Origin of the sequence: Micromonospora sp. NBC_01740, from assembly GCF_035920365.1 — a bacterium.
GTDB lineage: Bacteria > Actinomycetota > Actinomycetes > Mycobacteriales > Micromonosporaceae > Micromonospora > Micromonospora reichwaldensis.
The window spans coordinates 2,886,604-2,912,880 of the sequence record NZ_CP109150.1; the positions used below are offsets into that span (position 1 = coordinate 2,886,604).

Annotated in this window: 25 protein-coding genes; 10 read left to right on the forward strand and 15 right to left on the reverse strand. The window is 74.0% G+C overall.

Annotated elements, in window-relative coordinates:
* Window positions 1–123 precede the first annotated feature (123 nt).
* The 7 genes from OG989_RS13610 to OG989_RS13640 all read right to left on the reverse strand — a co-directional run bounded on the left by OG989_RS13610 (window position 124) and on the right by OG989_RS13640 (window position 10,270).
* Entirely contained in the window at window positions 124–903 is a 780-nt protein-coding gene (locus OG989_RS13610) for an AfsR/SARP family transcriptional regulator (RefSeq protein WP_311414996.1), read from the reverse strand.
* A 915-nt stretch (window positions 904–1,818) separates the two neighbouring features.
* Window positions 1,819–2,814: a TauD/TfdA family dioxygenase gene (locus OG989_RS13615; protein ID WP_151457695.1), complete on the reverse strand. Its 996-nt coding sequence runs from the start codon at window positions 2,812–2,814 to the stop codon at window positions 1,819–1,821.
* Window positions 2,815–2,865: 51 nt separating this feature from the next.
* Window positions 2,866–5,880 carry a condensation domain-containing protein gene (locus tag OG989_RS13620; RefSeq protein ID WP_327030697.1) on the reverse strand — a complete coding sequence of 1,005 codons (3,015 nt, stop codon included), beginning with the start codon at window positions 5,878–5,880 and terminating at the stop codon, window positions 2,866–2,868.
* Window positions 5,881–5,882: 2 nt separating this feature from the next.
* Window positions 5,883–7,673 (reverse strand): non-ribosomal peptide synthetase, encoded by a 1,791-nt coding sequence (locus tag OG989_RS13625; protein ID WP_327030698.1) that lies wholly within the window; start codon window positions 7,671–7,673, stop codon window positions 5,883–5,885.
* Window positions 7,674–7,677: 4 nt separating this feature from the next.
* Window positions 7,678–8,499: a hypothetical protein gene (locus OG989_RS13630; protein ID WP_151455670.1), complete on the reverse strand. Its 822-nt coding sequence runs from the start codon at window positions 8,497–8,499 to the stop codon at window positions 7,678–7,680.
* 77 nt (window positions 8,500–8,576) lie between these two features.
* Window positions 8,577–9,326, reverse strand: a complete 750-nt coding sequence (locus OG989_RS13635) for an ABC transporter permease (RefSeq protein WP_151455669.1) — start codon at window positions 9,324–9,326, stop codon at window positions 8,577–8,579.
* Window positions 9,326–10,270, reverse strand: a complete 945-nt coding sequence (locus OG989_RS13640) for an ABC transporter ATP-binding protein (RefSeq protein ID WP_151455668.1) — start codon at window positions 10,268–10,270, stop codon at window positions 9,326–9,328. The genes OG989_RS13635 and OG989_RS13640 overlap by 1 nt, the downstream gene beginning before the upstream one ends.
* Window positions 10,271–10,500: 230 nt before the next feature.
* Between OG989_RS13640 and OG989_RS13645 the strand changes: the two genes are divergently transcribed.
* The 6 genes from OG989_RS13645 to OG989_RS13670 all read left to right on the forward strand — a co-directional run bounded on the left by OG989_RS13645 (window position 10,501) and on the right by OG989_RS13670 (window position 15,880).
* Window positions 10,501–10,731, forward strand: a complete 231-nt coding sequence (locus OG989_RS13645) for a hypothetical protein (protein ID WP_151455667.1) — start codon at window positions 10,501–10,503, stop codon at window positions 10,729–10,731.
* Between the two features lies 1 nt (window position 10,732).
* Entirely contained in the window at window positions 10,733–12,205 is a 1,473-nt protein-coding gene (locus OG989_RS13650) for an amidase (RefSeq protein WP_327030699.1), read from the forward strand.
* Window positions 12,206–12,325: 120 nt separating this feature from the next.
* Complete coding sequence (locus OG989_RS13655) at window positions 12,326–13,258, forward strand: ABC transporter ATP-binding protein (RefSeq protein WP_151455665.1); 933 nt, start codon at window positions 12,326–12,328, stop codon at window positions 13,256–13,258.
* 8 nt (window positions 13,259–13,266) lie between these two features.
* Window positions 13,267–14,091, forward strand: a complete 825-nt coding sequence (locus OG989_RS13660) for an ABC transporter permease (protein ID WP_327030700.1) — start codon at window positions 13,267–13,269, stop codon at window positions 14,089–14,091.
* Between the two features lie 38 nt (window positions 14,092–14,129).
* Window positions 14,130–15,278: a sensor histidine kinase gene (locus OG989_RS13665; RefSeq protein WP_327031157.1), complete on the forward strand. Its 1,149-nt coding sequence runs from the start codon at window positions 14,130–14,132 to the stop codon at window positions 15,276–15,278.
* Window positions 15,275–15,880, forward strand: a complete 606-nt coding sequence (locus tag OG989_RS13670; protein WP_101411373.1) for a response regulator transcription factor — start codon at window positions 15,275–15,277, stop codon at window positions 15,878–15,880. Before OG989_RS13665 ends, OG989_RS13670 begins: the two co-directional genes overlap by 4 nt.
* Before the next feature lie 9 nt (window positions 15,881–15,889).
* On the opposite strand, the gene OG989_RS13675 is transcribed toward OG989_RS13670, so the two are convergent.
* A complete protein-coding gene (locus OG989_RS13675) occupies window positions 15,890–16,858 on the reverse strand; it encodes a peptidoglycan DD-metalloendopeptidase family protein (protein WP_327030701.1) in 969 nt (322 codons plus the stop codon).
* A 205-nt stretch (window positions 16,859–17,063) separates the two neighbouring features.
* Between OG989_RS13675 and OG989_RS13680 the strand changes: the two genes are divergently transcribed.
* Window positions 17,064–17,789 (forward strand): Clp protease N-terminal domain-containing protein, encoded by a 726-nt coding sequence (locus OG989_RS13680; protein ID WP_151455662.1) that lies wholly within the window; start codon window positions 17,064–17,066, stop codon window positions 17,787–17,789.
* Window positions 17,790–17,795: 6 nt separating this feature from the next.
* Here OG989_RS13680 and OG989_RS13685 read toward each other — a convergent pair whose 3' ends face one another.
* Both OG989_RS13685 and OG989_RS13690 read right to left on the reverse strand, forming a co-directional pair.
* Complete coding sequence (locus tag OG989_RS13685; RefSeq protein WP_132240844.1) at window positions 17,796–18,314, reverse strand: hypothetical protein; 519 nt, start codon at window positions 18,312–18,314, stop codon at window positions 17,796–17,798.
* A gap of 124 nt (window positions 18,315–18,438) precedes the next feature.
* A complete protein-coding gene (locus tag OG989_RS13690) occupies window positions 18,439–18,630 on the reverse strand; it encodes a DNA repair protein (RefSeq protein ID WP_151455661.1) in 192 nt (63 codons plus the stop codon).
* 337 nt (window positions 18,631–18,967) lie between these two features.
* Here OG989_RS13690 and OG989_RS13695 point away from each other — a divergent pair, with 337 nt between their 5' ends.
* On the forward strand, window positions 18,968–19,651 hold the full coding sequence (locus OG989_RS13695) for a GNAT family N-acetyltransferase (protein WP_327031158.1): 684 nt from the start codon (window positions 18,968–18,970) through the stop codon (window positions 19,649–19,651).
* Between the two features lie 203 nt (window positions 19,652–19,854).
* Here OG989_RS13695 and OG989_RS13700 read toward each other — a convergent pair whose 3' ends face one another.
* Genes OG989_RS13700 through OG989_RS13710 form a run of 3 tightly spaced genes read right to left on the reverse strand, consistent with a single transcriptional unit; the run spans window position 19,855 to window position 21,636 of the window.
* Window positions 19,855–20,553: a TetR/AcrR family transcriptional regulator gene (locus OG989_RS13700; RefSeq protein ID WP_132240842.1), complete on the reverse strand. Its 699-nt coding sequence runs from the start codon at window positions 20,551–20,553 to the stop codon at window positions 19,855–19,857.
* Complete coding sequence (locus OG989_RS13705) at window positions 20,516–21,007, reverse strand: thiol-disulfide oxidoreductase DCC family protein (RefSeq protein WP_151455660.1); 492 nt, start codon at window positions 21,005–21,007, stop codon at window positions 20,516–20,518. The genes OG989_RS13700 and OG989_RS13705 overlap by 38 nt, the downstream gene beginning before the upstream one ends.
* Window positions 21,004–21,636, reverse strand: a complete 633-nt coding sequence (locus OG989_RS13710; RefSeq protein ID WP_327030702.1) for a hypothetical protein — start codon at window positions 21,634–21,636, stop codon at window positions 21,004–21,006. Before OG989_RS13710 ends, OG989_RS13705 begins: the two co-directional genes overlap by 4 nt.
* Before the next feature lie 166 nt (window positions 21,637–21,802).
* Between OG989_RS13710 and OG989_RS13715 the strand changes: the two genes are divergently transcribed.
* Window positions 21,803–22,159 (forward strand): STAS domain-containing protein, encoded by a 357-nt coding sequence (locus tag OG989_RS13715; RefSeq protein ID WP_327030703.1) that lies wholly within the window; start codon window positions 21,803–21,805, stop codon window positions 22,157–22,159.
* Window position 22,160: 1 nt separating this feature from the next.
* Here OG989_RS13715 and OG989_RS13720 read toward each other — a convergent pair whose 3' ends face one another.
* Both OG989_RS13720 and OG989_RS13725 read right to left on the reverse strand, forming a co-directional pair.
* Window positions 22,161–23,363, reverse strand: a complete 1,203-nt coding sequence (locus OG989_RS13720) for a PP2C family protein-serine/threonine phosphatase (RefSeq protein WP_327030704.1) — start codon at window positions 23,361–23,363, stop codon at window positions 22,161–22,163.
* 91 nt (window positions 23,364–23,454) lie between these two features.
* Window positions 23,455–24,906 (reverse strand): glycoside hydrolase family 3 protein, encoded by a 1,452-nt coding sequence (locus tag OG989_RS13725; protein WP_151455629.1) that lies wholly within the window; start codon window positions 24,904–24,906, stop codon window positions 23,455–23,457.
* 166 nt (window positions 24,907–25,072) lie between these two features.
* Here OG989_RS13725 and OG989_RS13730 point away from each other — a divergent pair, with 166 nt between their 5' ends.
* A complete protein-coding gene (locus tag OG989_RS13730; protein WP_151455628.1) occupies window positions 25,073–26,248 on the forward strand; it encodes an ROK family transcriptional regulator in 1,176 nt (391 codons plus the stop codon).
* Window positions 26,249–26,277: the final 29 nt, after the last annotated feature.

A 26,277-nucleotide genomic window follows, 5' to 3' on the forward strand; every position in this document is an offset into this window, starting at 1 on the left:
AATCGCCGTCGGCCTCCGGTGCGCCAGGCGTCACGGACCGCGCGCTCCTGATGTTGCCCGCAGACGGTCCACCCTCGGGTAATCGTGGAGGCGATCGTGGCTGGCGCGGAGTGGATCGGTGGGTTAGTGGGTGAGTGCGGGGATTTGGATTTTGGCGTCGTGTTCGAGGATGCGTTGTTGGAGTTCTTGGAGGCTGCGGCCGGGTTCGAGGCCGAGGCCGTCGACGAGGGCTTCGCGGGTGCGTCGGTAGACGCGGAGGGCGTCGACTTGGCGGCCGCTGCGGTAGAGGGCGAGCATGAATTGGTGGCAGAGGCGTTCGCGCATGGGTTCGGTGGCGGTGAGGATTTCGAGTTCGGGGGTGATTTCGCGGTGTCGGCCGCAGGCGAGTTCGGCGTCGAGGCGGTCTTCGAGTGCGGAGAGTCGTTCGTCTTCGATGGCGGCGAGTTCTGACCAGCAGGTGCCGGTTTCGACGAGGTCGGCGAGGGCGCGTCCGCGCCAGAGGGTGAGTGCTTCGGTGAGGAGTTGGGCGGCGCGGGTGGGGTTGTTGGTGGTGGTGGCGTGGCGGCCTTCGCGGACGAGTCTGCGGAAGCGGTAGAGGTCGATGGTTTCGGTGTCGATGCGGAGTTGGTAGCCGGGTGGGTGGGTGCGGAGGGTGGGGTTGGTGGTGGGGTCGGTGTTGTGGGTGAGCATGCGGCGGATGCCGGAGACGGCGTTCTGGACCATTTTGCGGGCGGTGGGGGGTGGGTTGCCGTCCCACATGGCGTGGAGGATTTGGCTGGTGGCGACGACTTTGTTGGCGTTGAGGAGGAGGTAGCCGAGGATTGCGCGTTGGCGGATTCCGCCGAGTTCGAGGTGGTGGCCGTTGTTGGTGACTTCGGTGCTGCCGAGTACGGAGAAGCGCATGGTGTGCTCCGGTGGTCTGGTGGGGGTGGTGGGGGTGGGTTTTGAGTTTCCCATCGGTGGTCATTGGGGAGGCACCCCTAGGGCACCCCGCAGGAGGTGTGGGTGCATGGTGGGTGTCATTGGGTTGGCAGTGTGGAGTTGCTGGTCAGGCATTGTCGGGTGGTGGTGGGGCATGAGACCGTCATCCGGGTCCGATGAACGGCGCACACACGGTGCGGGAACGGCGCCCGCGCACCGGTGCGGATCGGTAACGACGTGGACCGGGACGCGTTCTCTCCCGTCGCCTCCCCGCCTGCCCGGCGCCACCGTTCCCCACATCCGGGCGTGGAAAGAACCGCGGGCCACGGCAGGGCCGAGCGCCGGCGCGCGCGACGATTCCGCGCGACGCATTGACGGGAGTCGCCAGCCGGTGAATGGGCCGGGGGCGGGCGACCCGGGGGCGCGGAATGGTCGACCCTCGCGCCGGGAGGCGAATGGCGGCCTCGTGGGGGCACGCACCGATCGGTCAGGTGCGAATGGTGCCACGCCCGACCGCGGGGCTTGACACCGCGGTCGGTGATGCGGGCCGGTCGGGATGCACGGCGCCGGACGGGGCCTGCGCAGGCGGGTGTCACCGCCGGCGGACGGGCGTCCGCCGGGCGCGCCCCGGACACGCTGGTGCCGCCACCGCACGGACGCGGCGGTGTGGGGCCACCGGCATGGACGCGCTGATGGGGCTACCGCGCGGACGCGGCGGTGCGGCTATCGCACGGACACGCTGGTGGAGCTACCGCACGGAAGTGGTGGTGGGGCCACCGCACGGACGCGGTGGTGCGGCTGCCGCGTTCCGGCGCCGGTCACCACCGCGTCCCACGGTCCGTCGTCGACGAGCTGGCCCGTGCGTACGGGCCAGCTCGTCGACCTTCGGTCGGGCCGTCAGTTGCCGCTGTCGAGCACGTTCCCGTCGTGCGGGCGCAGGGCCCGGGAACGCCGGAAGTCGCGGTGCACGAAGATCCGCTGGAGCCACCGGTCGTAGCCGTCGTAGCGGGGCGTGAACTCGGTCCGCCCGTGCAGGGCCAGCCGGTTGTCGACGAACGCGAGGTCGCCGGGCTCCAGGATGAACGTCCGGCGGACGGTGCGCAGCGCGTCGCCGAGTACCGACAGCGCCTGCGTGGCCTCCGGGTCGAGGGGGAACGAACTCTGGAAGTCGACCTGGACGTCCGGGTCCTCGGGGCTGCCGCTGAGGATGCCGTGCGGTTCCGGCGCGCTGCGCAGGTCGCCGAACGACGCCGGCGGTTCGGTGACGAACCGTGGCTCGTGCAGCACCTTGCGGACCTGCTCGGACAGCAGGGGCAGCGCGTTGCGGATCGACGTCACCTGCAACCCGGCCACGTTGTCGTGGTCGTTGCGCAGGCAGTGCAGCCCGACGTAGTCCGGACGGTAGACGTGGAAGGCGTTCTCCACGTGCATGGACAGCGTCACCGAGCCCGCGTTGCCCTGGAACTTCTCCATGCCCGGCACCGGCACGACGTCCTGCACCAGCGCGCCGCTCTTCTCCTCCTTGAAGGCGATGAGCTCCCCGAGTTGCAGCCCGAGCAGCACCTGCGCGGCGGCGGGCACGGTGGACTCGCGCTGCGCCGAGCCGGCCACCGTGGGCGTGCACGGCAGCTCGTCGGCGTCCACGGGCAGGTTCCGCACCAGCAGCACGGCGTCGGGCCCGGGATCCCAGGCGAAGCGCCGCACCATCTGGCGCAGGCGTACGGGCAGGTTGCTGGAGAGTTCGCGGGCCGTTTCGAGCCAGGCGGCCGAGTCCACCAGGCGCGGCGGTCGGCCCGCCAGGTAGCGGGCGATCGTGTCGACCTCGATGTTCTCCTCGCGGGTCAGGACGATCGATCGGTCTGTACTGCGTGTGGGCTGGACGTCGACGGTCACGCCGAGCCTCCTCTGCTGAGGTCCGAGACGGTGTGGGGGTTGAGCGATCGGTCAGTCGTCGTCCTCGTCGTCGTCCCAGAACGCGTCCTGCAGGTGCTCCGCGAGCTGCCGTGGCGTCGGGTTGGCGAACAGGTCGGCGAGCTGTACCGGCATCGACAGTTCGGTCCGCACCCGCTGCACGAGCTGGGCGCCCAGCAGCGAGTGGCCACCGCTGGCGAAGAAGTTCGAGTCCGCGTGCAGGCCCGGCCGGTCGAGCATCTCGGTCCAGATCCCGACCAGGGCGGCGGTCGTCTCGTCCGGCGGGTCGACCTCGGCCGCCGCCCGCGCCGCCGCGAGCGCGACGAGGGCCGCGCGGTCCACGGTGCCCGCCACGGTGACCGGCAACTGGCTCAGCACGACCAGGTCGGGCGTGAGCGGCAGGGCGGCACGGGCGTGCTCGCGCAGCCGCTCCGCCACGTCGGGCTTGCGGGACTCGACGAACGCGACGACCGTGCCGTCCTGCGCGTCGCCGGTGGACCCGACGGCGGCGACCGCCTCCACGTCCGGGTGGGCGGCGAGGACGGACTCGATGTCGCGGAGGTGGATCCGCTGGCCGGCGACGCGTACGTGGGCCGACAGGGGGCCGACGACGTCGATCCGGCCGTCCGGCAGCAGTCGCGCGAGATCCCCGGTGCGGTGGAACCGCCCGTGCGTGGGGTGCTCGCCGAACCGGGCGGCGGTCAGCTCCGGCCGGCCGTGGTAGCCGGCGGCCAGCGTGTCGCCCGCGACGCACAGCTCCCCGCGTACGCCGATGCCCAGCTCGTGATCGGTGCCGGGCTCGGTGACGAACACGCGGGTCGCCGGGAGGACACCGGTGCCGTCCCGTCCGCCGTCGAGCGCGGCGTACCCGGCGACGCCGGGCGTGGTGTAGCCGTGGTGCGGCGTGCAGCCGGTGGCGCGCAGCTGCGCGGCGAGCGGGCGGGGGAGCGGTTCGTGGGCCACCAGGACGGCCCGGCCCGCGAGCCGGGCGCCCGCGTGCTCGACCACCTGGCGCCACACCGCCGGCGACGCCTGCACCACGGTCACGTCGTGCCGCTGGACCAGCTCGCCGAGCGCGTGGCCGTCGGCGCGGGCCTGGTCGGGGGCGACGACGACCCGGCCGCCGGTGGTCAGCGCGACCAGCAGCTCCGTCAGCGCCGCGTCGGTGGCGGCGCTGCCCAGCCAGGCGGTGACGGCCGGCCCATTGGCGGCGACCCGCTCGGCGAGCCGCGCGACGGCGCAGGCCAGCGCCCGGTGGGTGACGGTCACCGCGAGCGGGGCGGGCGCGTCGAGGTCGTACTCCAGGTAGGCCACCGCGTCGAGGTCGACAGCGGACGGCGCGTCGGTGCGGACCGCGTCGGTGGCGGCGGGGATGGCGGGGATGGCGGGGATGCGTACCGCGCCGGGCACGGGGAGGCCCTCGGCCGCCAGCACCGGGGCGGCACCCGAGTCGGCCAGCCGCGCGGCGAGGTCGGGGATCGGCTGGGTCGGATCGAGCAGGACGCAGCGCCTGCCCGCCAGCCACACGCCGAGCCACGCGGCGGCCAGCTCCGCGCCGCGCGGCGCCAGCACCGCGACCGTGCTCCCGTCCGAGGCGGCGACCAGGTCCCGGGTGGCGAGCGCCGCCGACCACAGCCGGCCGTACGACACGTCGTCCGCCCCGTCCCGCACCGCGACGAGGTCCGGGCTCGCGGCGGCCGTCGCGTGCACGGCGTCCAGCACGGACGCCGTGGTGGCCGTCTCCGGCGCCGACGCCGGCAGGGCGAGGTCGTCCGCGCCCCGGCGGGACAGCTGCGCCACCGGCCGCTCCAGGTCGTCGCCCAGCCGCACGAGCAGCGCGTCGTACCGTTGCAGCAGCAGCCCGACGTCGGCGGCGTCGAAGGCGTCGACGCAGAACGCCGCGCGGACGGTGGTCGCGTCCTCGCCCGGCATGATGAAGAACTCCAGGTCGAAGCGGCTGTAGCCGTTCTCCACCATGACGTGGCGCAAGGGCATCCCGGTCAGGGTGGCGGAGGCGTCGACGGTGCCGGGCACGTAGTTGAACAGGTGCCGGAAGAACGAGCTGCGCCACGACGACGGCGCGTCGCCGAGCACGGCGGGGGAGACGTGCTCCAGCGGCACGTCGGCGTGGCTGATCGCCTCCAGGAAGGTGCTGCGCGTCTGCTTGACGACGGCGCGGAAGTCGGCGTCCGGGTCGACCCGCACCCGCAGCGGCACCAGGTTCGCGTGATAGCCGATGGCGTTCATGCTGCGCTGGTCGCGCACGTTCACCGGGGTGCCGATGACCACGTCGGAGCCCGCGCCGTGCTGGGCGAGCAGCACCGAGTACGCCGCGAGCAGCACGACAGCCTCGGAGGCGCGCAGTTCGCGCTGGAAGCGGCGCACCACGGCGCGGGCCGGCGCGGAGAGCTCGTGGTGGACGGTGCGGGCGCGCAGGGACGGCGCCCCGACGGGCGGCAGGGCGCACCACAGGCCCGCCTCGGCGGCCCGCAGCCCGTCGAGGTTCTTGCGCCAGTACGCGACGCTGCGCTCGTTCGGCGTGCGCTCCGCTAGCGCGGCCATCGGGGCGTCGTCGGGCCGGCCGCCCGCCGCGAGCGCCTCGTAGCCGGCGAGCAGTTCGCGGAGCAGGATCGTGGTCGACATGGCGTCGAAGTTCAGGTGGTGCACGACGACGCAGCACACGTCGGCGTCCGCTCCCGCGCGGATCCCCGCCCGCAGCAGGGGGCGGCCGTCGATCTCGAAGGGCTCGGCGGCGAACGCGGTCAGGTCGGCGTCCATCCCGTCGTCACCGGCCGGGATGTCCACCACGGGCACGTCGAGCTGGTCGGCGGCGAGCACCTCCCGGGTCAGCGTCGCGTCGTCGGAGCGGAACACGGTGCGCAGCACCTCGTGCCGGGCCAGCACCGCCCGCAGCGCCGCCGTGAACAGCCCGCGGTCGATCCGGCCGGCCACCTCGAAGGCGACCGCCACGTTGTTGACCCCGGTGTCCGGCACCAGCCGCTCGAGCAGCCACATGGCTGCTTCCTTCCTGCTGGCCGCGATGCTCATGCTCACTCGTCCCCTCGGTCGGTGTCGGCGCAGACCTCGGCGAGCCGCGCCACGGTCCGGTTTTCCAGCACGTCGCGCAGCGACAGGGTGAGCCCGCGCCGGCGTGCCTCGTTGACCAGTTGGGCGGCGCCGAGGCTGGTGCCGCCCCGGACGAAGAAGTCGTCGTCGACGCCGATCGAGGAGACGGCCGTGTAGGTGGCGAAGAGCTCGCAGAGCAACGCCTGCAACTCGTCGGCCGGCGCCCGCCCACCCGGGGTCGCCGCGACCTCCGGCGCCGGCAGGGCCGCCGTGTCGAGCTTGCGGTTGACGGTCAGCGGCAGCGCCGGGAGGCTCACCACGGCGCTCGGCACCATGTACTCCGGCAGCGTCTCGGCGAGGTCCTTGCGCACCTGCTGCGCGTCGATCCTCGCGCCCTCCCCGGGCACGACGTACGCGACGAGCTGCTTGACCTCCGGCGTGTCCGTACGGATCACCGCCGCCGCGTGCCGCACCTCGGGACGGCGCAGCAGTGCCGCCTCGATCTCGCCCAGCTCGATGCGGTAGCCGCGGATCTTGGCCTGGTTGTCGACCCGCCCGCAGAACTCGTACTCGCCGTCCTCGGTGGGCCGGACCCGGTCGCCGGAGCGGTACATGCGCGAGCCGGGCGGGCCGAACGGGTCGGGCAGGAACCGCTCGGCGGTCAGGCCCGGCCGGTGCAGGTAGCCCCGGGCCAGCTGGCCGCCCGCGATGTGCAGCTCGCCGATCTCGCCGGGCCGCACCGGGCGCAGCTCGTCGTCCAGCACGTGGTAGCGCACGTCGGGCATGGGCTGGCCGATGGGCAGCGGCCCCGGCGGCACCGGCTGGTCGGGCTCGATGACCACGGTGCTGCACCCGACGGTCGTCTCCGTCGGGCCGTACTCGTTGACGACCCGCGCGCCGGGGTGCCGGCGGCGCCAGGCGTCGACGGTCTCGCCGAGCAGCAGCTCGCCGCCGGCCATCAGCTCCCCGGTCGGGGACGCCTGGGCCGGCAGCGCGGTGAGCAGCGGGATGTGCGACGGCGTCACCTTCACGAAGGTGGGCCGCTGCTGCCCGGCCGGTCCGGCGGCGGGCGTGCCCATCTCCTCCAGGGCGCCGATGTGCACGCAGCCGCCCGTCATCAGCGGCGCGTAGAACGCGGTGACCGTCAGGTCGAACGCGAACGAGGAGTGCAGCAGCGCCCGGCCGCGTACGCCCGGGTAGGAGCGCACGACGTGGCGCAGGTACGTGCCGAGCTGGCGATGCTCGATCATCACGCCCTTTGGGCTGCCGGTGGAGCCGGAGGTGTAGATGACGTACGCGACGTTGGCGGGCCGCAGCGGGGCGAGCCGGTCGGCGTCGGTGACCTCGGTGTCCGGCTGCCCGGCGTACGCGTCCGGGTCGTCGAGCAGGACCCGCGGCAGGTCGGCCGCCGGCACCGCGTGCTGGTCGTCGCCGGTGGTCAGCAGCAGCATGGGCCGCGCGTCGGTGAGCATGTGCTCCAGCCGCTGCGGCGGGTAGCTGAGGTCCAGCGGCAGGTAGGCCGCCCCGGCCTTGAGGGTGGCGAGGGCGGCGACCACCAGGTGCGCCGAGCGGATCCCGATCGCCACGAGCCGCTCCGGGCCCGCGCCGAGCGACACCAGCCGGTGCGCGAGGCGGTTCGCCTCGGCGTCCAGCTCGGCGTACGTCCTGTGGTGCTCGCCCCACATGACGGCGATGGCGTCCGGGGTGCGCCGCACCTGTTCCGCGAACAGGTCGGTGAAGAGCGCGGGCTCGCCGCCCGCCGGGCCCGGTGCCACCGCGCTACCCCGCGATCCGCTGACCGGCGTCCGCACCGGTCATCAGGCCGGAGACCGTCGCGGCGACGTCGGGGTGACGCAGCATCTGGTCGTGGTCGACGGCGAGCGGGATGGTGCGCCCGAAGCCCTGCCCGCGCTGGGTCGAGTGCGCGGAGGTGATCGCCGTCGCCGTCGCCCACTGCGGGGCGGGGTCGATCTCCGTCGCCGCCCGCAGGTAGCCGACGAACGAGGCGAAGCTGCCGCCCAGTTCGGCCCGAACGTCGTCGTCCAGGCCGAGCCGGCGGCCCGCCACGTCGATCGCGTCGGAGAAGATCCCGGCGAGCGCGGGACCGATGAGGGTGAGGTCCTCGAGCCCGTGCTTCTCCTGCACCGCCTGGCCGTCGGCGTGGAACGCCGCGATCTCCTCGGGGGTGAGGATGGTCCGCAGCGCGTCCGCGGCGGCGTGGAAGTCCCGGTACAGCCCGACGATGTTCGGCAGCTCCGGGTCCAGCAGGACCAGCCTCGGCGCCTCGTCCTGCGACTCGGCCAGCCGGGACGCGAGGGGGGCGGCGAACACCGCGCCCACGCAGTAGCCGATCACGGTGTCGACGGTGCGTTCCCGCCGGCGTACGCCCTTCGCCCACCGCTCGACGTAGTCGGCGCCGGACATGGTGTCCTCGGCGCCGGAGGCGGGTGCCACGGTCTCCCAGATCTCGCCGGGCGCGCTCAACAGGGGCACCAGGTCGCGGAAGCACGCCTGGGTGCGGCCGGTGCTGGTGAAGTCGACGGTGAGCGTGAGGCCGCCCGGCCCGCCCTTGCGCAGTATCTGCCAGGAGTTCTTCTTCACGATGGGATCCCTCGTCGTAGCGGTGCGTACGTTCGTCGTTCAGGGGGTGCGGCCCGTGCGCTCCCGGTCGCGGGCGCTCAGACGCGGGCGCTGTCCTTCAGGTACCGCAGGATCACGGCGCCGCCGAGCACGACGGTCCAGCCCGCGAGCACCACGGCGGCGAGCCCGAGCCGGGCGGTGTCCTCGAACGGGCTGTGTCCGATTTCGGCCAGCCAGTGGCTCGGCATGATCGCGGACGCCGTCTGCATCCAGTCGGGGAACGCGACCGACGGGACCAGCGCGCCGCCGAGCACGCCGAGCAGCATGTGCGAGACGGAGGTGAGCACCTGCACGCTCTCGGCCGTGGCGACCTGGCCGATGAAGACGCCCAGCAGCGCGAACGGCAGCGTGCCGACCCACACCCCGAGCACCAGTTGGAGCCAGCCGCCCACCGGCAGCCGGACGCCCTCCAGCAGCGCGCCGGTGAGCGCCACCGCCGTGATCGCCGGTAGCGCCACCACCATCGCCGCGGTCAGCTTCGCCGCCAGGTAGGAGGTCGGGGACAGGGGGGTGATGCGCAGTTGGCGCTGCCATCCGGTGGACCGCTCGATCGCCACCCTGGTGCCGACGTTCAGCGCGACGAAGAGCGCCCCGAAGGCGGCGAGACTGCCGAGCAGGTGCTCACTGAAGTTGATGCCGGCGCCTCCGCCGGCCAGGTTGGCCTGCATCATGTCGAACAGGTTGGCCTGCATCAGGTAGAGCAGCGTCGGGAACAGGAACGCGACGATCCAGAACTTGCGGGCCCGGAGCACCCGCTTCACTTCGAGCTTGAGGAAGCCGGCGCTCATCAGGCGGCCCCGCCCTTCGTCGCGGTGAGGGCCAGGAACGCCTGTTCCAGGCCGAGGGCGCCGATCTCGACGTCGTACGCCTGGGGGAAGCGCGCGAACAACTCGCGGGCGGTGGCGTCGGAGTCGGAACTGACGATCTCGACGCGCTGGCCACGGGCCTCGGCGGTCATCACGCCGGGCAGCAGGCGCAGCTGCTCGACCGTCGCGTCCGGGACGGTGGCCGACAGCGAGCGGCCCGCCACCACGGAGCGGATCTCCGTGACCGTGCCGTCGGCGATGATCTTCCCGGCCTGTACGAGCACCACCCGGTCGGCGAACTCCTCGGCCTCCTCCATGTAGTGGGAGGCGAACACCACGGTGCGTCCGGAGTCGGTGAACTCCCGCATGGCGGCCCAGAACACGTGGCGGGACTCGACGTCCATCGCCACCGTCGGCTCGTCCAGCACCAGCAGCTTCGGGTCGGACACGAGGGTCATGGCCAGCCGCAGCCGCTGGCGCTGACCGCCGGAGAGCCGGCTGCGGCGGTCGGCGACGTCGGTGAGGTCGGTGCGGCGCAGCACCTCGGCGATCGGCAGCGGGGCGGTGTGCAGCGACGCCACCATCGTGAGCAGCTCGCGGATCGACACGTCGTCGAGCAGGGCGCCGTCCTGGAGCGTCGCCCCGATGACGCCCCGGGTGATGGCCTCCCGGGGGGTGTGCCCGAAGACGCGGATCTCGCCACGGTCGGGGCGGGTGAGCCCCAGGATCATGTCGACGAGCGTGGACTTCCCCGCACCGTTGGGCCCGAGCAACGCGACCACCTCGCCGGGAGCGATCCGCAGGTCGATGCCGTTGACGGCGCGCACGTCGCCGTAGCTCTTGTGCACGTCCGCCACGTCGATCGCCTGTGGGTCCACCGCACCGGGCGTGGGTGTGGCCACGAGGTTCGCGATTGCGTTGCTCATTGATTTCCCCATTTAGATCGGTGCGGGTATGCGAATAGTATTTAGCAGCGCTAGGGAGCGGGGAGCCAGGAATTCCGGGGCCGCCGCCGCGAGAATTGGCGTCCGAGGCGCCTTATTCCGGGGTGGTGAGGGGTGACCGTAGGGGTTACCCCGCGATGGCCGTACCCGCCATCGTCGGACCTGTCGTGGTCCTGGGCTGCGCATTCCGTGGCCCGTGCGGGGAGGTGTTCGTGACACGTCAGAGGCGGAACGGTGACGGTCATTCGTCGACCGTCGACGCGGGAACGGATGTCATGGGTCGTGACGACGCCACGGCCGAGTTGTTCGCCTTTCCACACACCGACTTCTTTCGGGAAACTGTGACGGGCACCGAACGGGAATTGGCCGGTAATCGGCCCGTCAATTCCGCCGCCCCGCGAACCGTCGCGACCGGCCGGCCCGATCACCAGGTGGTGAGCTGACATGGACCGCCTCGCCGCCGCAGCCGAGCGGGCCGACCGGCTCGGGCCGATGCTCGGCACCTTCCTGCACCGCTTCCCTGTCGACGACCCCGGCACGGACGGGCCGCTGCGCGGCACGCTGATCGGCGTCAAGGACGTCGTCGCCGTCGCCGGCGCGCCGAGCACCTGCCAGAGCGTCGTGCACGACGCGGGCTGGTGGGCCGACCGCGACGCGACCGTGGTGGCACGGCTGCGCGCGGCGGGCGCGGTGATCGTGGGCAAGACCACGATGGCGGAGCACGCGCTGTCCCGGCCGGACCCGGACGCGTCCTTCCCGGTGCCGCGCAACCCGTGGGACCCCCACCGGTGGACCGGCGGGTCGAGCTGCGGCAGCGCCAACGGCATCCCCGCCGGGTTCTTCGACGCGGGTGTCGGCACCGACAGCAACGGCAGCATCCGGATCCCGGCCGCGCTGTGCGGCGTGACCGGGCTGAAGCCGACGCAGGGCCTCCTGCCGGCGGCGGGTGTCCGCCCGCTGGCGCGGTCGGTCGAGACGGCGGGTCCGCTGGCCCGTACGGCCCGGGAGTGCGCGCGGCTGCTCGCCGTGATGGCGGACCGGCCCGCGGAGCTGTCCCGGCCGGCGCTCGCCGACCTCGCGGGCGTCCGTGTCGGCGTCCCGGGGGACCTCGTGCGGTACGCCGCCGCGCTGACCGACGACACCGCCGCCGCCTTCGACGCCGCGCTCGACGAGCTGCGGGCCGCCGGGGCGGAGGTCGTCGACGTGCCCCTCGACGAGGCGTTCCCGCTCTTCGCCGCGCAGCTCGTGACGATGCTGGTGGAGGCGTTCGAGGTGCACGGGGCGCAGTTCCGGGCGCGCTGGAACGACTACGGCCGGCCGTTCCGGTGGAACGTCGCGCTCGGCGGCGTGCTCCCGGCGGAGACGTACCTGCGGGCCCAGCGGGTGCGTGGGTGGGGCGCCGAGGCCCTGCGGGCGCGGTTGCGGGACGTCGACGTCATCGCCACGCCCGCCTGGCCGTCCGCCGCCCCCCGCTACGACGACCAGGCCAGCCTCCAGACGATCTCCTTCCTGCCCAGCATCTGGAGCGCGGTCGGCTTCCCCGCGCTGGCGCTGCCGATGGGGGCCGACGGCGACGGGTTGCCGCTGTCGCTGCAACTGGCCGCCGCCCCCGGCCGCGACTTCGAGCTGGCCGCCGTCGCCGACGTCTACCAGCGGCGTACGGGCTGGCACGAGCGCGAGCCGAAGCTGGAGGTCGTGACGGACCTCGCGGCGGTCTGCGCCCCGGAGGCGCCCGCCGACGGGGTCGACCCCGTCCGGCGGGAGCGGCTGGCCCAGGCGTTCGGCGAGCTGGGCGTCCCGCTGGGGGAGGGGGACCTCGACCAGGTGACCATGACGTGGTCGAAGGTCCAGGCTCTCGCGGGGGTACTGCCGGAACTCCCGGTGGACGTGCCGCCGTTCGTCGCCACCACCGGGTGAGCCGCCGGGGGCGGGCGTCGCGCACGTGGCGGACGCACGGGTGAGGCATGCGTACGACACGGTCGGAACGTGACGCGGCGGGGGTTGGTTCTGTCGCCGGTCGACGGCAGCCTGTGAAGCATGGATGACGTCGTGATCGAAGTGGACGGGCTGCGGCGCAGCTACGGGGAGTTCGAGGCGGTGCGGGGGATCTCGCTGCGGATCCAACGAGGCGAGCTGTTCGCCCTGCTGGGCACCAACGGTGCCGGCAAGACCACCACCATCGAGGTCCTGGAGGGACTGCAACCGGCCACCTCCGGCCGGGTCCGGGTGCTCGGGCTGGATCCGGTGCGGGAGCGGGCCGCGCTGCGTCCCCGGACGGGGGTGATGCTCCAGCACGGCGGGTTCACCGGTGCGCTGACCGTCCGGGAGACGGTGGAGATCTGGCGCTCCCTCACCGTCCGGCCGCAGACCACCGCGGAGGTGCTGGACCTGGTCGACCTCGGCGACCGGATGAACGTGGCGGTCGAGCAGCTCTCCGGCGGCGAGGGCCGGCGGCTGGAGCTGGCGCTGGCCGTGCTCGGCCGCCCGGAGGTGCTCTTCCTCGACGAGCCGACCACGGGCATGGACCCGGCCTCCCGGCGCCGCACCTGGGACGTCGTCCGCGAGCTCCAGAAGGGTGGGACCACCGTCCTGCTCACCACGCACTACCTGGAGGAGGCGGAGGTCCTCGCCGACCGGGTGGCCATCATGCGGGGCGGGAGCATCGTCGCCACGGGCGCCCCGGAGGACGTCGTACGCACCCTGCCCGCCCGGATCAGCTTCCGGCTGCCGGCGACGGACGCCCTTCCCGACCTGCCGCACGCCGCCCGCATGGTCGAGGGCGACCGGGTCACGTACGAGTCCCGCCAACTCCAGAGCGACCTCACCCGGCTGCTCGAATGGGCCAACGCGGGCGACATCCGACTGGCTTCCCTGTCGGCCCGACCGGCCACCCTGGAGGATGTCTTCCTGGACATCGCCGCCGACCACGACCAGACCGACCAGCACGCGGAACCGGAGGCCGCCCGATGAGCGGGACGATGACGACGCAGAGCCCCACCACCACCGCCACCCCGCGCGACCGGGCGACCAGGCCGCTCTGGCAGATGGCCGCGATGCTCAAGATGGAGCTGCTGGCGCTGCGTCGCAACTGGACGGCCACCGCCATGTCCGTGGTGACCCCGCTGATGATCGCCATCCTGCTCATCAGCGAGTACGGGGGCGAGGCGGTGGCCGGCGTCCGCCGGGTCGTCAGCATCACCACCCTGATCATGGTCTTCCTGGTGCACCACCACCTGACCACCGTGTACGCGTCGCGCCGCCAGGAGTTGGTGCTCAAGCGGCTGCGGGCGGGGCTCGCCTCGGACCGCACCATCCTGCTCGGCACGGCCAGCAGCACCGTGGCGATCTTCCTCGCCCAGTTCGTCGTGCTGGTCGGTTACGCCCTCCTGGTGCTGGGCCTGCCGATGCCGAAGAACCCGCTGGTCATGGCGCTGGCGCTGCTGATCGGGTCCGCGATCATGGCGGCCTTCTCGGCGGCGCTCTCCGCGATCACCCGCAGCTCCGAGGCGGCCATGCTGACCACCCTGCCGACCCTGGTGATCTTCCTGGCCACGCCGGGTGCGCTGCTGCCGCTCGGCGCGCTGCCGGAGTCGCTGGAACGGATCCTCTGGTTCCTGCCCATGGGGCCGTTCACCGAGATCATGCGCGTCGGCTGGCTCGCCCGCACCGACGAGGGCCAGGCCCTGAGCTTCGCCGGGACGCTGGTCGAGACGCTGCCCTCCTTCGGGGTGCTGCTGGTCTGGCTGGCGGTGTCGCTGTTCACGGCCGCCCGGTACTTCCGATGGGAGCCCCGGCACGGATGATCGAGGTCATCGCGCCACCTGGCATCGGGAGCGTGAGCATGGAGCGGGCGCAGGTCGAGCGTGACGTCGGCCTGCGCCGCGCCCGTGCCGTCACGTTGAGCACCGTCGGCAGCGGCGTCCTGGGCACGTTGCTGCTGGCCGCCGTCGGACTGTCGCGGGAGGAGGATCCCCGCTGGGCGGCGGCCGGGGCGGTGGGCGTCGTCCTGTTCGTCGCCGCGCAGAGCGGAGCGCTGTACGGGGCGATCACCCCGTGGCTGGCCGAGCCGACGCGGCGCCGCCTGCTCGCCGGGTTCGTCTGCGCCGCCGTGCTCTCCGTACCGCTGGTCGGGCCCGTGGGCGGGCCGGAGTGGGCGACCTGGGGATTTCTGGGGGCGTCGGTGATCGGCTCGGTGTCCCTGCTGCGGCAGTGGTGGGCCGCCGGCCCGGCGGTGCTGCTGTCCGTGGCGACGGCCGCCGGGGTGGCGGCCTGGAACGGGGCCCCGGTCCGCGGCCAGGTCACCATCGTGCTGGTAGCCGGCCTCTCCATGGCCGCGTGGAACGCCCTCCAGCTCTGGCTGTGGGGGCTGCTCGTCCAGGCGCAGCGGGGACGGGCCGCCCAGGGGCGGCTCGCGGCCACCGAGGAGCGGCTGCGCTTCGCCCGCGACGTGCACGACCTGCTCGGGCACAGCCTCTCGGTCATCGCGCTCAAGGCCGAGCTGGCGTCCCGGCTGGCGGCGACGGACGCCGGGCGCGCCAGCCGGGAGGCCGCCGAGGTGCAGCGGCTGGCCGCGTCGGCGCTGGTCGAGCTGCGCGAGGTGGTGCACGGGTACCGTGCGGTGGACCTCGGGGACCAGATCGCCGCGGTCGAGCAGGTGCTGCGTTCCTCCGGCATCCGCTGCGCGGTCGCGCTGCCGCCGGACGACGTACCGTCGGAGATCGCCCGGCAGCTCGTCGCGGTGCTGCGGGAGGCCAGCACCAACGTGTTGCGGCACAGCCGGGCCACCTGGTGCACCATCGAGATCAGCCAGGACGAGGACGAGGTACGGATGACAATGACGAACGACGGCGCCGAGGGGGCGTCGCCGGACCGGCACAGCTTCGGGCTGCGCGGGCTGGCCGAGCGGCTGGCCGAGGCCGGGGGGACCCTGCGCCACCGGATCGACGACGGGGTGTTCCGCCTCGACGTGACGGTACGGACCCGCCCGTGATCAGGGTGCTGCTCGCCGACGACGAGGACCTGATCCGCGCGGCGCTGGCCGCCCTGCTCGGTCTGGAGTCCGACCTGGAGGTGGTGACCGAGGCGCCGGACGGGCGGGCCGCCGTGACCGCCGCGCTCGCCCACCGGCCGGACGTCGCCGTGGTGGACCTCCAGATGCCGGCCCTGGACGGGCTGGAGGTGACGGCGGAGCTGGCGCGCGTCCTGCCCGCCTGCAAGGTGGTGATCCTGACCGGGCACGGCCGGCCGCCGCACCTGCAACGCGCGCTGGCGGCCGGGGCCAAGGGGTTCCTGCCCAAGGGCGCGCCGGGCGGGACGCTCGCCGACGTCATCCGCCGCGTGCACGCCGGCGGCCGGTACGTCGATCCGGCGCTGGCCGCCGACGCGCTCACCGCGCCCGAGTGCCCGCTCACGCCGCGCGAGCTGGACGTGCTGCGGCTGGCCGAGTACGACACGCCGGTGGCGGAGGTGGCCCGGCGTACCCACCTGTCGGCGGGCACGGTCCGCAACCACCTCTCCGCGGCGGTCAGCAAGCTCGGGGTGGCCAACCGGGCGGAGGCGTTCCGCACCGCCCGGGACAACGGCTGGCTCTGACGGGCCCGCTCAGATGAGCACGCTCCAGGTCACCGGGCCGACGAGACCGTCGACGACGAGGCCGTTGCGGCTCTGGAAGCTGCGTACCGCGTTGGTGGTGACCGCACCGAAGCCGCCGTCGACGAGGAGGCTCGCCCCCCGGGCGTTGAGCGCGGTCTGGAGGCCGCGCACCAGGTCACCGGAGTTGCCCTCCCGCAGGGGCAGCACGAGCGCGGTCCAGGTGATCGGGCCGACCATGCCGTCGGCGTAGAGGCCCCGGCCGCTCTGGAACGACCTGACCGAAGCGGCGCAGCCCGGCCCGTAGACCCCGTCCACCACGACGGAGACGCCGCGCGCCCGCACCAGGTACTGGATCACCCGGGGCACCCAGCCCGAGGCGCCCTGGCCGACGCTCGGGTAGCCGGTGCTGCCCACCGGGGCCGTGGAGCCGAGGGTGATGCCCCGGTTGGCCAGGAAGACCCGGGGGTCCATCGAGGTCAGCCGGGGGTTGTGGATCTCGAAGTGCAGGTGCGGGCCGGTCGAGTTGCCGGTGGTGCCCATCAGGCCGACCAACTGGCCGCAGCTGACCTGCTGGCCGGCGCTGACCAGCACCCGGTGCAGGTGGCCGTAGTAGGAGAAGTAGCCGTCGGCGTGGTTGATGTGGACGCTGTTGCCGGTGCGGCCGCCCAGCGGACCGCTCGCGGTGTCACCCGGGTACGAGTTGGTCTTGATGTCCCGGACGGTCCCGGCGGCCGTGGCGTAGACCGGGGTGCCCTGGCTGTTGGCCACGTCCCAGCCCAGGTGACCGGGCCGGCTGGGGCTCTTGTAGCCGGAGGTCAGCGTGCCGCGCGTCGGGTTGCTCCAGCCGGCGACGGCGGCCATCGCGGGGCTGGGCAGGCCGACGACCCCGATCCCCACGCCGACGCCGAGCGCCGTGAGGAGGGTGCGGCGTCGGGCCGGTAGGTGGCTCAGGCCGGCTGTCTCCGGTGCGTCACACATGTTGCCTCCGATGTTCGTCCCGAGGGGGCGGTTGGACGATGGAGACCGGATCGTAAATCTTCTATATCGTCGGGGGCAATGGTGAAACTTTCCTACGGCCCGTCACGCACCGTGATTCGACGGGGTCGCGGGCCCGGGGTGCGCCACGGACGATTGCCGTCAACTTCAGGTTGACGGTCGACCGTCGTCAACCTATGGTTGACGCATGACGGAACCAGTGCAGATGAACAACCCGGTACGCCTGGACGACCTGATCCAGGCGATCAAGAAGGCGCACACCGATGCGCTCGACCAGCTCACCGACGCGGTCATCGCGGCCGACCACCTCGGCGACGTCGCCGACCACCTGATCGGCCACTTCGTCGACCAGGCCCGCCGCTCGGGCGCGTCCTGGACCGACATCGGCCGCAGCATGGGCGTCAGCAAGCAGGCGGCACAGAAGCGCTTCGTGCCGAAGGCGGACGAGACGCCGCTGGACCCGCAGCAGGGCTTCGCCCGGTTCACCCCCCGGGCCCGCAACGTGGTGATGGCCGCGCAGAACGAGGCCCGCGCCACCGGCCACGCCGAGACCCGCCCCGAGCACCTGGTGCTGGGGCTGCTCAGCGAGCCGGAGGCGCTGGCCGCGAAGGCGATCGTCGCCCAGGGAGTGTCGCTGGAGCGGGTGCGCGAGGCCGCGACGGCCGCGCTGCCGCCCTCGTCCGGCGAGGTGCCCGACCTGATCCCGTACGACGCCCAGGGCAAGAAGGCGCTGGAGCTGACCTTCCGGGAGGCCCTGCGGCTGGGGCACAACTACATCGGCACCGAGCACATCCTGCTCGCGCTCCTGGAGCACGAGAACGGTGCCGGCGCCCTCAGCGGGCTCGGCGTGACCAAGGCCGCGGTCGAGGCCTCGGTGGCGGCGGCGTTGCGGGCCGTCCAGGAGCAGGGCTGACCCGGCTCAGGGCGCGGCGGGGAAGCCGTAGCGGGCGGCGTGCTCGGGATCTGTCGGGTCGACCTGACGGATCCCGGCGTCGGCGAGCCGCTTGTTGACCTCGTCGAGCCGCTCGCGCACCAACCGGGCCTCCTCCTCGGTGACCCGGCCCCGGTGCGGCCGGCCGGCGTGCTCGATCGTGCCGTAGTCGACCCGTTCCGCGCCCTTGCGGGCCTTCGGCGGGCGGACCCGCTCGGCCGTCTTCAACAGCTGCGCCATCGGCACGTCGGTCGCCATCGCGTCGAACTCGCTCGCGGTGAGCACCACCCGGCGCGGCTCGCCGTCGCCGTGCCGGTCGTGGATCTCGACCACCGCGACGTCCAGCGCGGCGTCGTCGATGCCCTCCACCTCGACCGGGGTGGCGTCCAGCCGCACGGGCCCCGCGACCAGGTCAGGGTGCTCCAGGACGACGACGCGGACCACCTCGTCGTCGGGCTGGATGACCGTGCCGCTGAAGTCGGAGACGTGGATCGTCTTCTTGCCCATGCGCGGAGCTTCTCCTGTCGTAGGCCGGGATGCCGGACCAGAAGAAATTACCCGACAGGTGTGCGAAAGCCGCCGGTGGACCGTCCGGGTGTGTCGCGCAGCCGCCCCCCGCCACGCGGGACGGTCAGCGGGTGTTCAGGCCGCCGCGCGAGGCGGCGCCGGCCGGCTGCTTGTCCACCTCGCTCCACGGCAGCGCCTCGGCCCCGGCGCGGTGACCCCGGTACGCCGACTGGGCCGGGAACCGCCCGGTGGCCTCGGTGGCCCGCCAGAGTCGCTCGGGGGCCTGGTGGTACCGGTCGTTCGGCTGATTCGGCATGACCATACCGTCCCAAACAAAGTTGTCCATGTATGAAAATGAATATGACGGACGGTCGATGCGTCTGGTTCCCGTGATCGGCCGCCGTCCCACGAACCCGCGGTCATCGACGTACCTGTACGTCTACCCGCCCGCCGCGCTGCCCAACCCTCGACGCCGGCCCGCGTGCCACGGCGCCGGGCCCGCCGGGTCACGGGACGCCGGGCGGGCCCGCCCCGTGACGGATTCCGTGACGTGGTGCCGCCGTGCCCGCGTACGGTGATCGTCGGCGAGGCGGGCCGGGTGTCGGCGGCCCGGACGCCGAATGACCACGACGGCCGCGGGGAGGTGGGCGGCGATGCTCGACCGGCGGCTGCACCTGCACCTGGCGAGCTGGCTCGGCCAGTGGCCGGCGGGGCCCGGGCTGCACGTGGTCGGCTCGCACCGGCGGGCCCGACCGGCCTGGGACGGCCGGCTCCGGCCCGCCGTCGCGGTGACCGCCGGCGCGAGCACCGTGCTCTCCGTGGCTCCCGACCGGGTCGCGGCGGTCCGCGAGCTGGCCCGGCTGCCGGGCGGGCCGCCGCTTCCGGCGCTGCCCGCCGCGGCCGGACGACCCGGCTGGGCGGTGCACGACGACGTGTTCCGGTGGAGCGTGGCGCCGGCCCCGCTGCCGGACGTGGGGGAGTGGACACCTCCGGGCGCCGCCGGGCTGCCGTCCTGGCTGCGCCTGTTCGACCGGCCGGTGCTGGTGGTGCGCGACGCCCGGGGGCGCTATCTGGCCGGGGTCGGGATCAAGCGGCACGACGCGTACGGCCACGAACTCGCCGTCGGCACCGTGCCGGCGGCCCGGGGGCGGGGGCTGGCCCGGCGGCTGGTCGCCCAGGCGGCGCGCCGGGTGCTCGACGAGGGGGCCGTCCCGACGTACCTGCACGACCCCGCCAACACCGCCTCTGCCCGGGTGGCGACCGCCGCCGGCTTCCCCGACCGGGGCTGGCGCTCGTTCGTCGTCTACCCGCCCCGAGCGCGCCCGGACCCACTCTGACCGCGTGCCCCCTCACGGCGGGGCGCGGACCGTGGATCCCGGGCCGGATCCACGGTCCGCAGTCTCCCCCAGGGTCCCGCAGGTGACGTGCGCACCGATCACGCTACGTAACTGTGGGGGTGAAGGCAAGATGCCGTAGGTGCGATCCGGGTGTCGAATAACGGACTTGACCTGCGGCTACTCGGGGGATGGCGTCGTAAGGGTCAGTGACGCAGCGTACGAATGAGGTCGAGCACCTGCCGGGTCACCGGGCGCAGCACGCGCAACCGGGACAGCCCCACCAGCCGGTCGACCAACGGCACCGCACCGTCGATGAGCTGCCGGGTGCGGGTCTGGCCGGGCGAGCGGTCGTAGACCCAGTAGAGCACCACCCCCATGTACCCCAACCAGAGCAGCTCCGGCAGGTGCGGGCGCAACTCCGGGTCGACCCGGGCGGTGGAGCCCTCCAGCGCCTCGGCGAAGAGACCGATCGCCGCCTCGCGCGGGCCGGACGACTCCGCCGAGAAGGGGCTCAGCGGGGAGGTCGGCTCCGCCGCCGTCTTGAAGAAGCTGGCGGCGAAGGAGTGCGACGGGGTGAGCACGTCGATCCCGGCGTGCATCACCCCCGCCAGCCGGGCGGCGAGGTCGGGTTCCCGGGCGAGCACCGGCCCGGCCGCCGCCCGGTGCTCCACCTGGGAACGGGCGTAGAACTCCTGGATCAGGTGTTCCTTGGAGCCGAAGTAGTAGTAGGCGTTGCCCACCGCCACCCCGGCCTCCTGGGCGATGGCGCGCATGGTGGTCCGGGCGTACCCGCGCTCGCGGAACAGCCGCATCGCGGTGTCCAGGATGAGCTGCCGGGTCTGCTCGCCGCGCGCGGTCGCCGGCTCACCCGCAGCGGTCGTCGGCGCAGTCTGCTCGGTCATCGGGGTCACCGTATCCCGCCAGGTCGTCGCCCGGCTCCGCCCACGGGTCGCGAACGCGTTCGCGGACCGAGGCGGCGGCGGCGACCACCCGCCGGGCCAGAGGGAGCAGGTGCGGTCGGGCCAGCCGCTCGGCGGCGCCCCGGTGGTCGGCCAGGGCCCAGAGGCAGGCGAACCAGGCGCCGTCCCCGGCGTACACCTCGCCGGTGTCCGCGACCACGGTCAGGTCGCGCAGCGTGGCGTCGTGGTCCAGGCCGGGGAAGCGCCGCCGGGCCTCGGCCGAGCCGGCGGGCACGAACTCCAGGGGTACGAGCTGGGCGCGGGACGCCAGCCAGCGCCGGGCGGACCGGCAGAGTGGGCAGTGCGCGTCGTAGAGGACGGTGAACCCCCGGACGCCACCGCCCCCGTGCGCGGTGGCGTCCGGGAGTCCGCCCGACCCGAGGGGCCTGACGGTCATCGGACGGGCGGGCTGCCGGCCGGCCCGGTCTCCGCCCCCGGGCCGGCGGGGTGCGGGCCGGTAGGGCGCGGGCCGGCGGGCTGAGCGCCGGCGGGCTGGGCGCCAGCGGGGTGCGGGCCGGCAGGGTGAGCACCGGCGGGGTGCGGGCCGGCGGGATGCGGGCCGGCGGGGTGCGGGCCGGCGGGATGCGGGGCGGCCGGGTGCGGGCCAGCCGTGTGCGGGCCGCGGGGCGCGGGCGGCATCGGCAGTCGGCCGACCGGGGCGAGCGGCGGATGGGTGGCGAACTGGCGCAGCCGACCACGGCGGTACCGGCCGAGCGCGAAGACGTTGAAGAAGTGCAGCGCGCCGAGCACCAGCAGCACCAGGCCGATCTTGAGGGACAGCTCCTCCATGGCCTGGGCGGTGGACCCGACCGGGTCGGGGTGCTTCATGGCCACCGTGACGTAGCCGAGGTTGAGCAGGTAGAAGCCGACGACGAGCAGGCTGTTGACGGCCTTGGCCAGCCGTTCGTCGGCGAAGACCTCCTCCAGGAAGACCAGCCCGTTGCGCGACAGCGCCCGGGCCACCCAGACGGTCAGCCCGATGCTGATCGCCAGGTAGACCAGGTACATCCAGACCTTTGTATCCATCGCCGACGCCCCTTTTGAACGTGTTCAAATGTTGTCGCCTCAGCGTAGGCGACTTCTTGAACACGTTCAAGAGGGGCGTCGTGACCGTCGGCGTGGTCCGGTCGGGCGGGGGTCGGTAAGGTCGAGTCGCGCCGGTGCCGGCGCGACCTTCGACGGTGAGGCGGCCATGGACCGGGGTGAGCGGAACGCGGAGCCGGGCCAGGTGGTCCTACGCCCGGCCGGTGAGATCGACATGGCCACCGCCGGCGAGTTCGAGGCGACGCTCACCGAGGCGCTGCGCCGACCCGGCGTCCGGGAGGTCGTAGTCGACCTGGCCGACCTGCGGTTCCTGGACTCCAGCGGCGTACGCGTCCTGGTGCACGGCGTCTCCGTGGGCCGCGAGCGCGACGTGACGATGCGGGTGACCGGCCCGCAGCCGGGCGTGGCGCGGGTCCTTCGGATCACCGGGGTCGGCACCCTGCTCGGGCTCGTCGACTCCGACGCCGACGAATCCGTCGCGCGGGGATGGCGCGGGCTGGACTGACTCAGGGCTCCGAGTTCGCCGCCGCGGCGGCGGACCACTCGACCAGTAGCAGGGTCGCGTCGTCCTGGTGCGTCCCGCCCTGGTGTTCCGTCACCGCGTGACTGAGGCGGCGCAGCGTCTCCGCCGCCGGGCGACCGGAACCGATGTGCCGCTCGGCGAGATCCGCCAGGCGGGAGAGCCCGAACATCTCGCCCGCCGCGTCGCGCGCCTCGGTGACTCCGTCCGTGTACAGCAGCAGCCGGTCACCGGGCTCCAACCGGGTCCGCGCCACCTCGACGCGGCCGTCGGGCAGGCCGAGCGGGAGCCGGCGGCCCCCGGTCAGCCCCTGCACGGCCCGTCCCCGGCGCAGCAGCACCGGCGGCGGGTGTCCCGCGTTGACGTACCGCAGCGTTCCGGAGCCGGTGTCGAACTCGGCGAGCACGGCGGTGACGAACCGCGCGTCGTCCCACTGGCCGGCGATCGCGGCGTCCACCGCCCGGACCAGGCCGGGCAGGTCGGAGCCGGTACGCCGGGCCGCCCGCAGCGCCGCCAGCGCCACCGAGGTGGTGAGCACCGCCGGCAGGCCGTGCCCGACCCCGTCGAGGATCGCCAGCGTCAGGGTTCCGCCGTGCACCGCGTAGTCGAAGGCGTCCCCACCGACCTCGTAGCAGGGCTCGAGCAGGGCGCTGACCACCGCCTCCGAGGTGGCGAAGGTCAGCGGCGGGAGCAGGTTCCAGAGCAGCTCGGCGGAGACCCCCATCGGCCGGCTGCGCCGCACCCGGTGCAGGGCGTCCCCGTAGTCCCTCTTGCTGGTGACCAGGTGGCCGACGAGCCCGGAGACGAGCCGGCAGCCGTCCCGTAGCGCCCCGTCGGCGAGGTCGGCGTCGGCCGGCGGAAACACCTCCAGCAGTCCCAGCCGGTCGGTGCCGTTGACGATCGGGACCCACAGCCGGGGCGGTGGCCCCTGCCCCGCGTGCACCTCGACCTGGGTGAAGGCCCGCCCCGCGAGGCTGGTGTCGATCGGCAGCACCTCCGGCGCCGCCCGCCTCGTCCCGGGCAGCGGGCGCAGGCCGTGCTGCTCGGCGTCGACCAGGTACACGGTCGCCGTCACGCCCAACGGCCCGAGCGCGGCGTCGACCGTGGCGGCGAGCTCGTCCGGGGGCAGCCGGTGGGACCGGGACACGAGGTCGGCCAGGGCCCGGTGCCATGGGTCGGTGGCGGTCATGCTGTCGCATACCCCGGCCGGGCCCGGTCGAAGCGGCCGGGCCCGCCCGTGAGTGACCGCCACCTGCCGGCGCGTACCCCCGGTGCCCGCGTCAGCCGGTCAGGCCGAGCACCTCGGCGGCCGCGCGGCCGCAGGCGTGGCTCGCGCCGTACGTGGTGACGAACGCCCGTACGCCGGCCGGACGCCACCGGGAGGGCCAGCCCATCTCGACCACGGTCACCGGGTGCTCGGCGGCCAGCGCGGTCACCAGGTCCGCGCCGCCCGGCAGCCGGTGCAGATGGCGGCCGACCAGCACGATCGGCCGGTCCCCGGCGAGCTGGCGCAGGGCGGCCGGCCCGGTCTCGGTGGCGACCACCCGCAGCTCCTCCGTGCCGTCCAGGTGCGGGCCGAGGCCCCACGGCACCCGCCCCTCGGCGATGGTCGACGCGGCGTGCAACTGGACGATCAGCGGGCGGTCCAGGCCGGTCAGCTCCCCCTCCACCCGCACGGCGCGCCGCGCCGCGGCGTACCCGAGTCCGTCGGGGGCGGCCGGCGTCGTGCCGGCGGTCCGGGTCCAGGCGGCGAGCGCGGCGGCGCGGCCGGCCGCCTCCTCCACCCGCGAGCGGTCCAGGCGGCCGTCGCCGAGCGCGCCGACGATCTCCGCGACCACCCGCTCGACCAGCTCGGCGTCGACCTGGGCGCCGATGCACAGCAGGTCGGCACCGGCGGCCAGGGCCCGGACGGCGGCCGGGCCGACCCCGCCGGCGGCCACCGCGGCGCCCTTCATCTCCAGCGCGTCGGTGATGACGGTGCCGGTGAAGCCGTACTCGCCGCGGAGCAGGTCGACCAGGACCGCCCGGCTGAACGTGGCGGGGCCGTCGCCGGTCAGCGCCGGCACCCGGATGTGCGCGGTCATGACGGCCCGCGCGCCGGCCTCGACGACAGCGGCGAACGGCGGCAGGTCGCGCCGGCGCAGCACGTCGAGCGGCACGTCCACGGTGGGCAGTTCGTGGTGGGAGTCGGCGACCGTCGCGCCGTGGCCCGGGAAGTGCTTGGCGCAGGCGGCGACCCCGGCGGCCTGGAGGCCGGTGACGGCGGCGGCGGAGTGCGCGGCGACCCGGGCCGGGTCGGCGCCGAACGAGCGGGTGCCGATCACCGGGTTCTCGTCGGCGGTGTTCACGTCCACGGTCGGCGCGAGGTTGACGGTGACGCCGAGGGCGGCCAGCTCCGCGCCGATGGCCTCGTAGACGCGGCGGGTCAGCGCCACCTCGTCGATCGCGCCGAGCGCCGCGTTGCCCGGGTACGGGCTGCCGGTGGCGTGCGCCAGCCGGGTGACGTCGCCGCCCTCCTCGTCGATCGCGATCAGCACGTCCGGGCGGCCGGCCCGCAGGGCGGCGGTGCTCGCCGCCACCTGCCCCGGGTCGTGGACGTTGGTGCCGAACAGGGTGTGCCCCGCGAGCCCCTCGGCGACCAGGTCGACCGCCCAGCCGGGAGGAACCGGCCCCGGGTACGCGGCGAGCAGCGTGCCGAGCGCGAGCCGGCGCAGTCCTGGATCCAGCCCCACGTGATCTTCCCCTTTCGTCCCCGCGGCACGGAAGTCGTACCGGCGGGGGTCGGTGACGTACCGGGTCGGCCGACCACCCCGCTCCCGGGCGGCCGATACGCTGTCGGCTACCCGCTCGCAGGTCGGTTTACAGTTAGCAAGGTTTACCAAAACTAGAGGACGTGGCATGAGTGCGACCCGGCTGCCCGGCACCCCCCGCCTGTTGCGGGCGCTGAACGACCGCGCGGCGTTGGAGCTGCTGCTGGAGCGGGGGCCACTGACCCGGGCCCGGCTCGGCGAGCTGACCGGGTTGTCCAAGGTCACCGCGTCCCAGCTCGTCGAGCGGCTGGAGGAGCGGGGCCTCGTCACGCGGGTCGGCGAGCAGGCCGGCGGGCGGGGGCCCAACGCCCAGCTCTACGCCGTGCGGCCCGGCAGCGCGCACGTGGTCGGGGTGGACGTGGGCGCCGACCGGGTGGTGGCCGCCTGCGCGGACATCACCGGGGCGGTGATCGGCCGCGTCGAGCAGTCGGTCCGCGACACCGACGACCCCGTCGGGGTGGTGCACAACGCGGTCGTCCAGGCCGCGAGCAGCGCCGGGGCGCAGCTGTCGAGCGTACGGCGGATCGTGCTGGGCACCCCGGGCCTCGTCGACCCGGGGACGGGCGACATCACGTTCGCCTTCAACCTGCCCCGTTGGCACACCGGTCTGCTGGCCGCGCTCCGGGACGACCTGCACACCCCGGTGGTCTTCGAGAACGACGTGAACCTGGCCGCCGTCGCCGAGGCGCAGTCGGGCGCGGCCCAGGGACTGACGGACTTCGTGCTGGTCTGGGTCGGCGCCGGCGTCGGCCTGGCGATCGTGCTGGGCGGCCGGCTGCACCACGGCAGCAGCGGCGCCGCCGGCGAGATCGGCTACCTGCCGGTGCCCGGGGCGCCCATCCCGCGTGACGTGTCCCGCCGGGCGAAGCCGGCGTTCCAGCAGCTGATCGGCGCGGACGCGGTCCGCGACCTGGCCCGCGCGCACGGCTACCCGGACGACAGCGGCGCGGTGGCGGTACGGGCGGCGGTGGCCGACGGCACGGCGGGCGGTCCCATGCTCGACGAGGTGGCCCGCCGGCTGGCGCTGGGCGTGGCGAGCACCTGCGTGGTGCTGGACCCGCCGCTGGTGGTGCTCGCCGGCGAGGTCGGCCAGGCCGGCGGGGCGGCGCTGGCCGAGCGCGTGCAGCACGAGGTCGCGGCGATCACGCTGGTCCGTCCCCGGGTCGTGCCGACCGGACTGACCGAGGAGCCGATCCTGCGGGGTGCGCTGCGTACCGCGCTGGACGCCGTCCGCGACGAGGTCTTCGGCTCGACCGTCGGCTGACCGGGGCCGGCCGCCCGCCGGCGCGGACC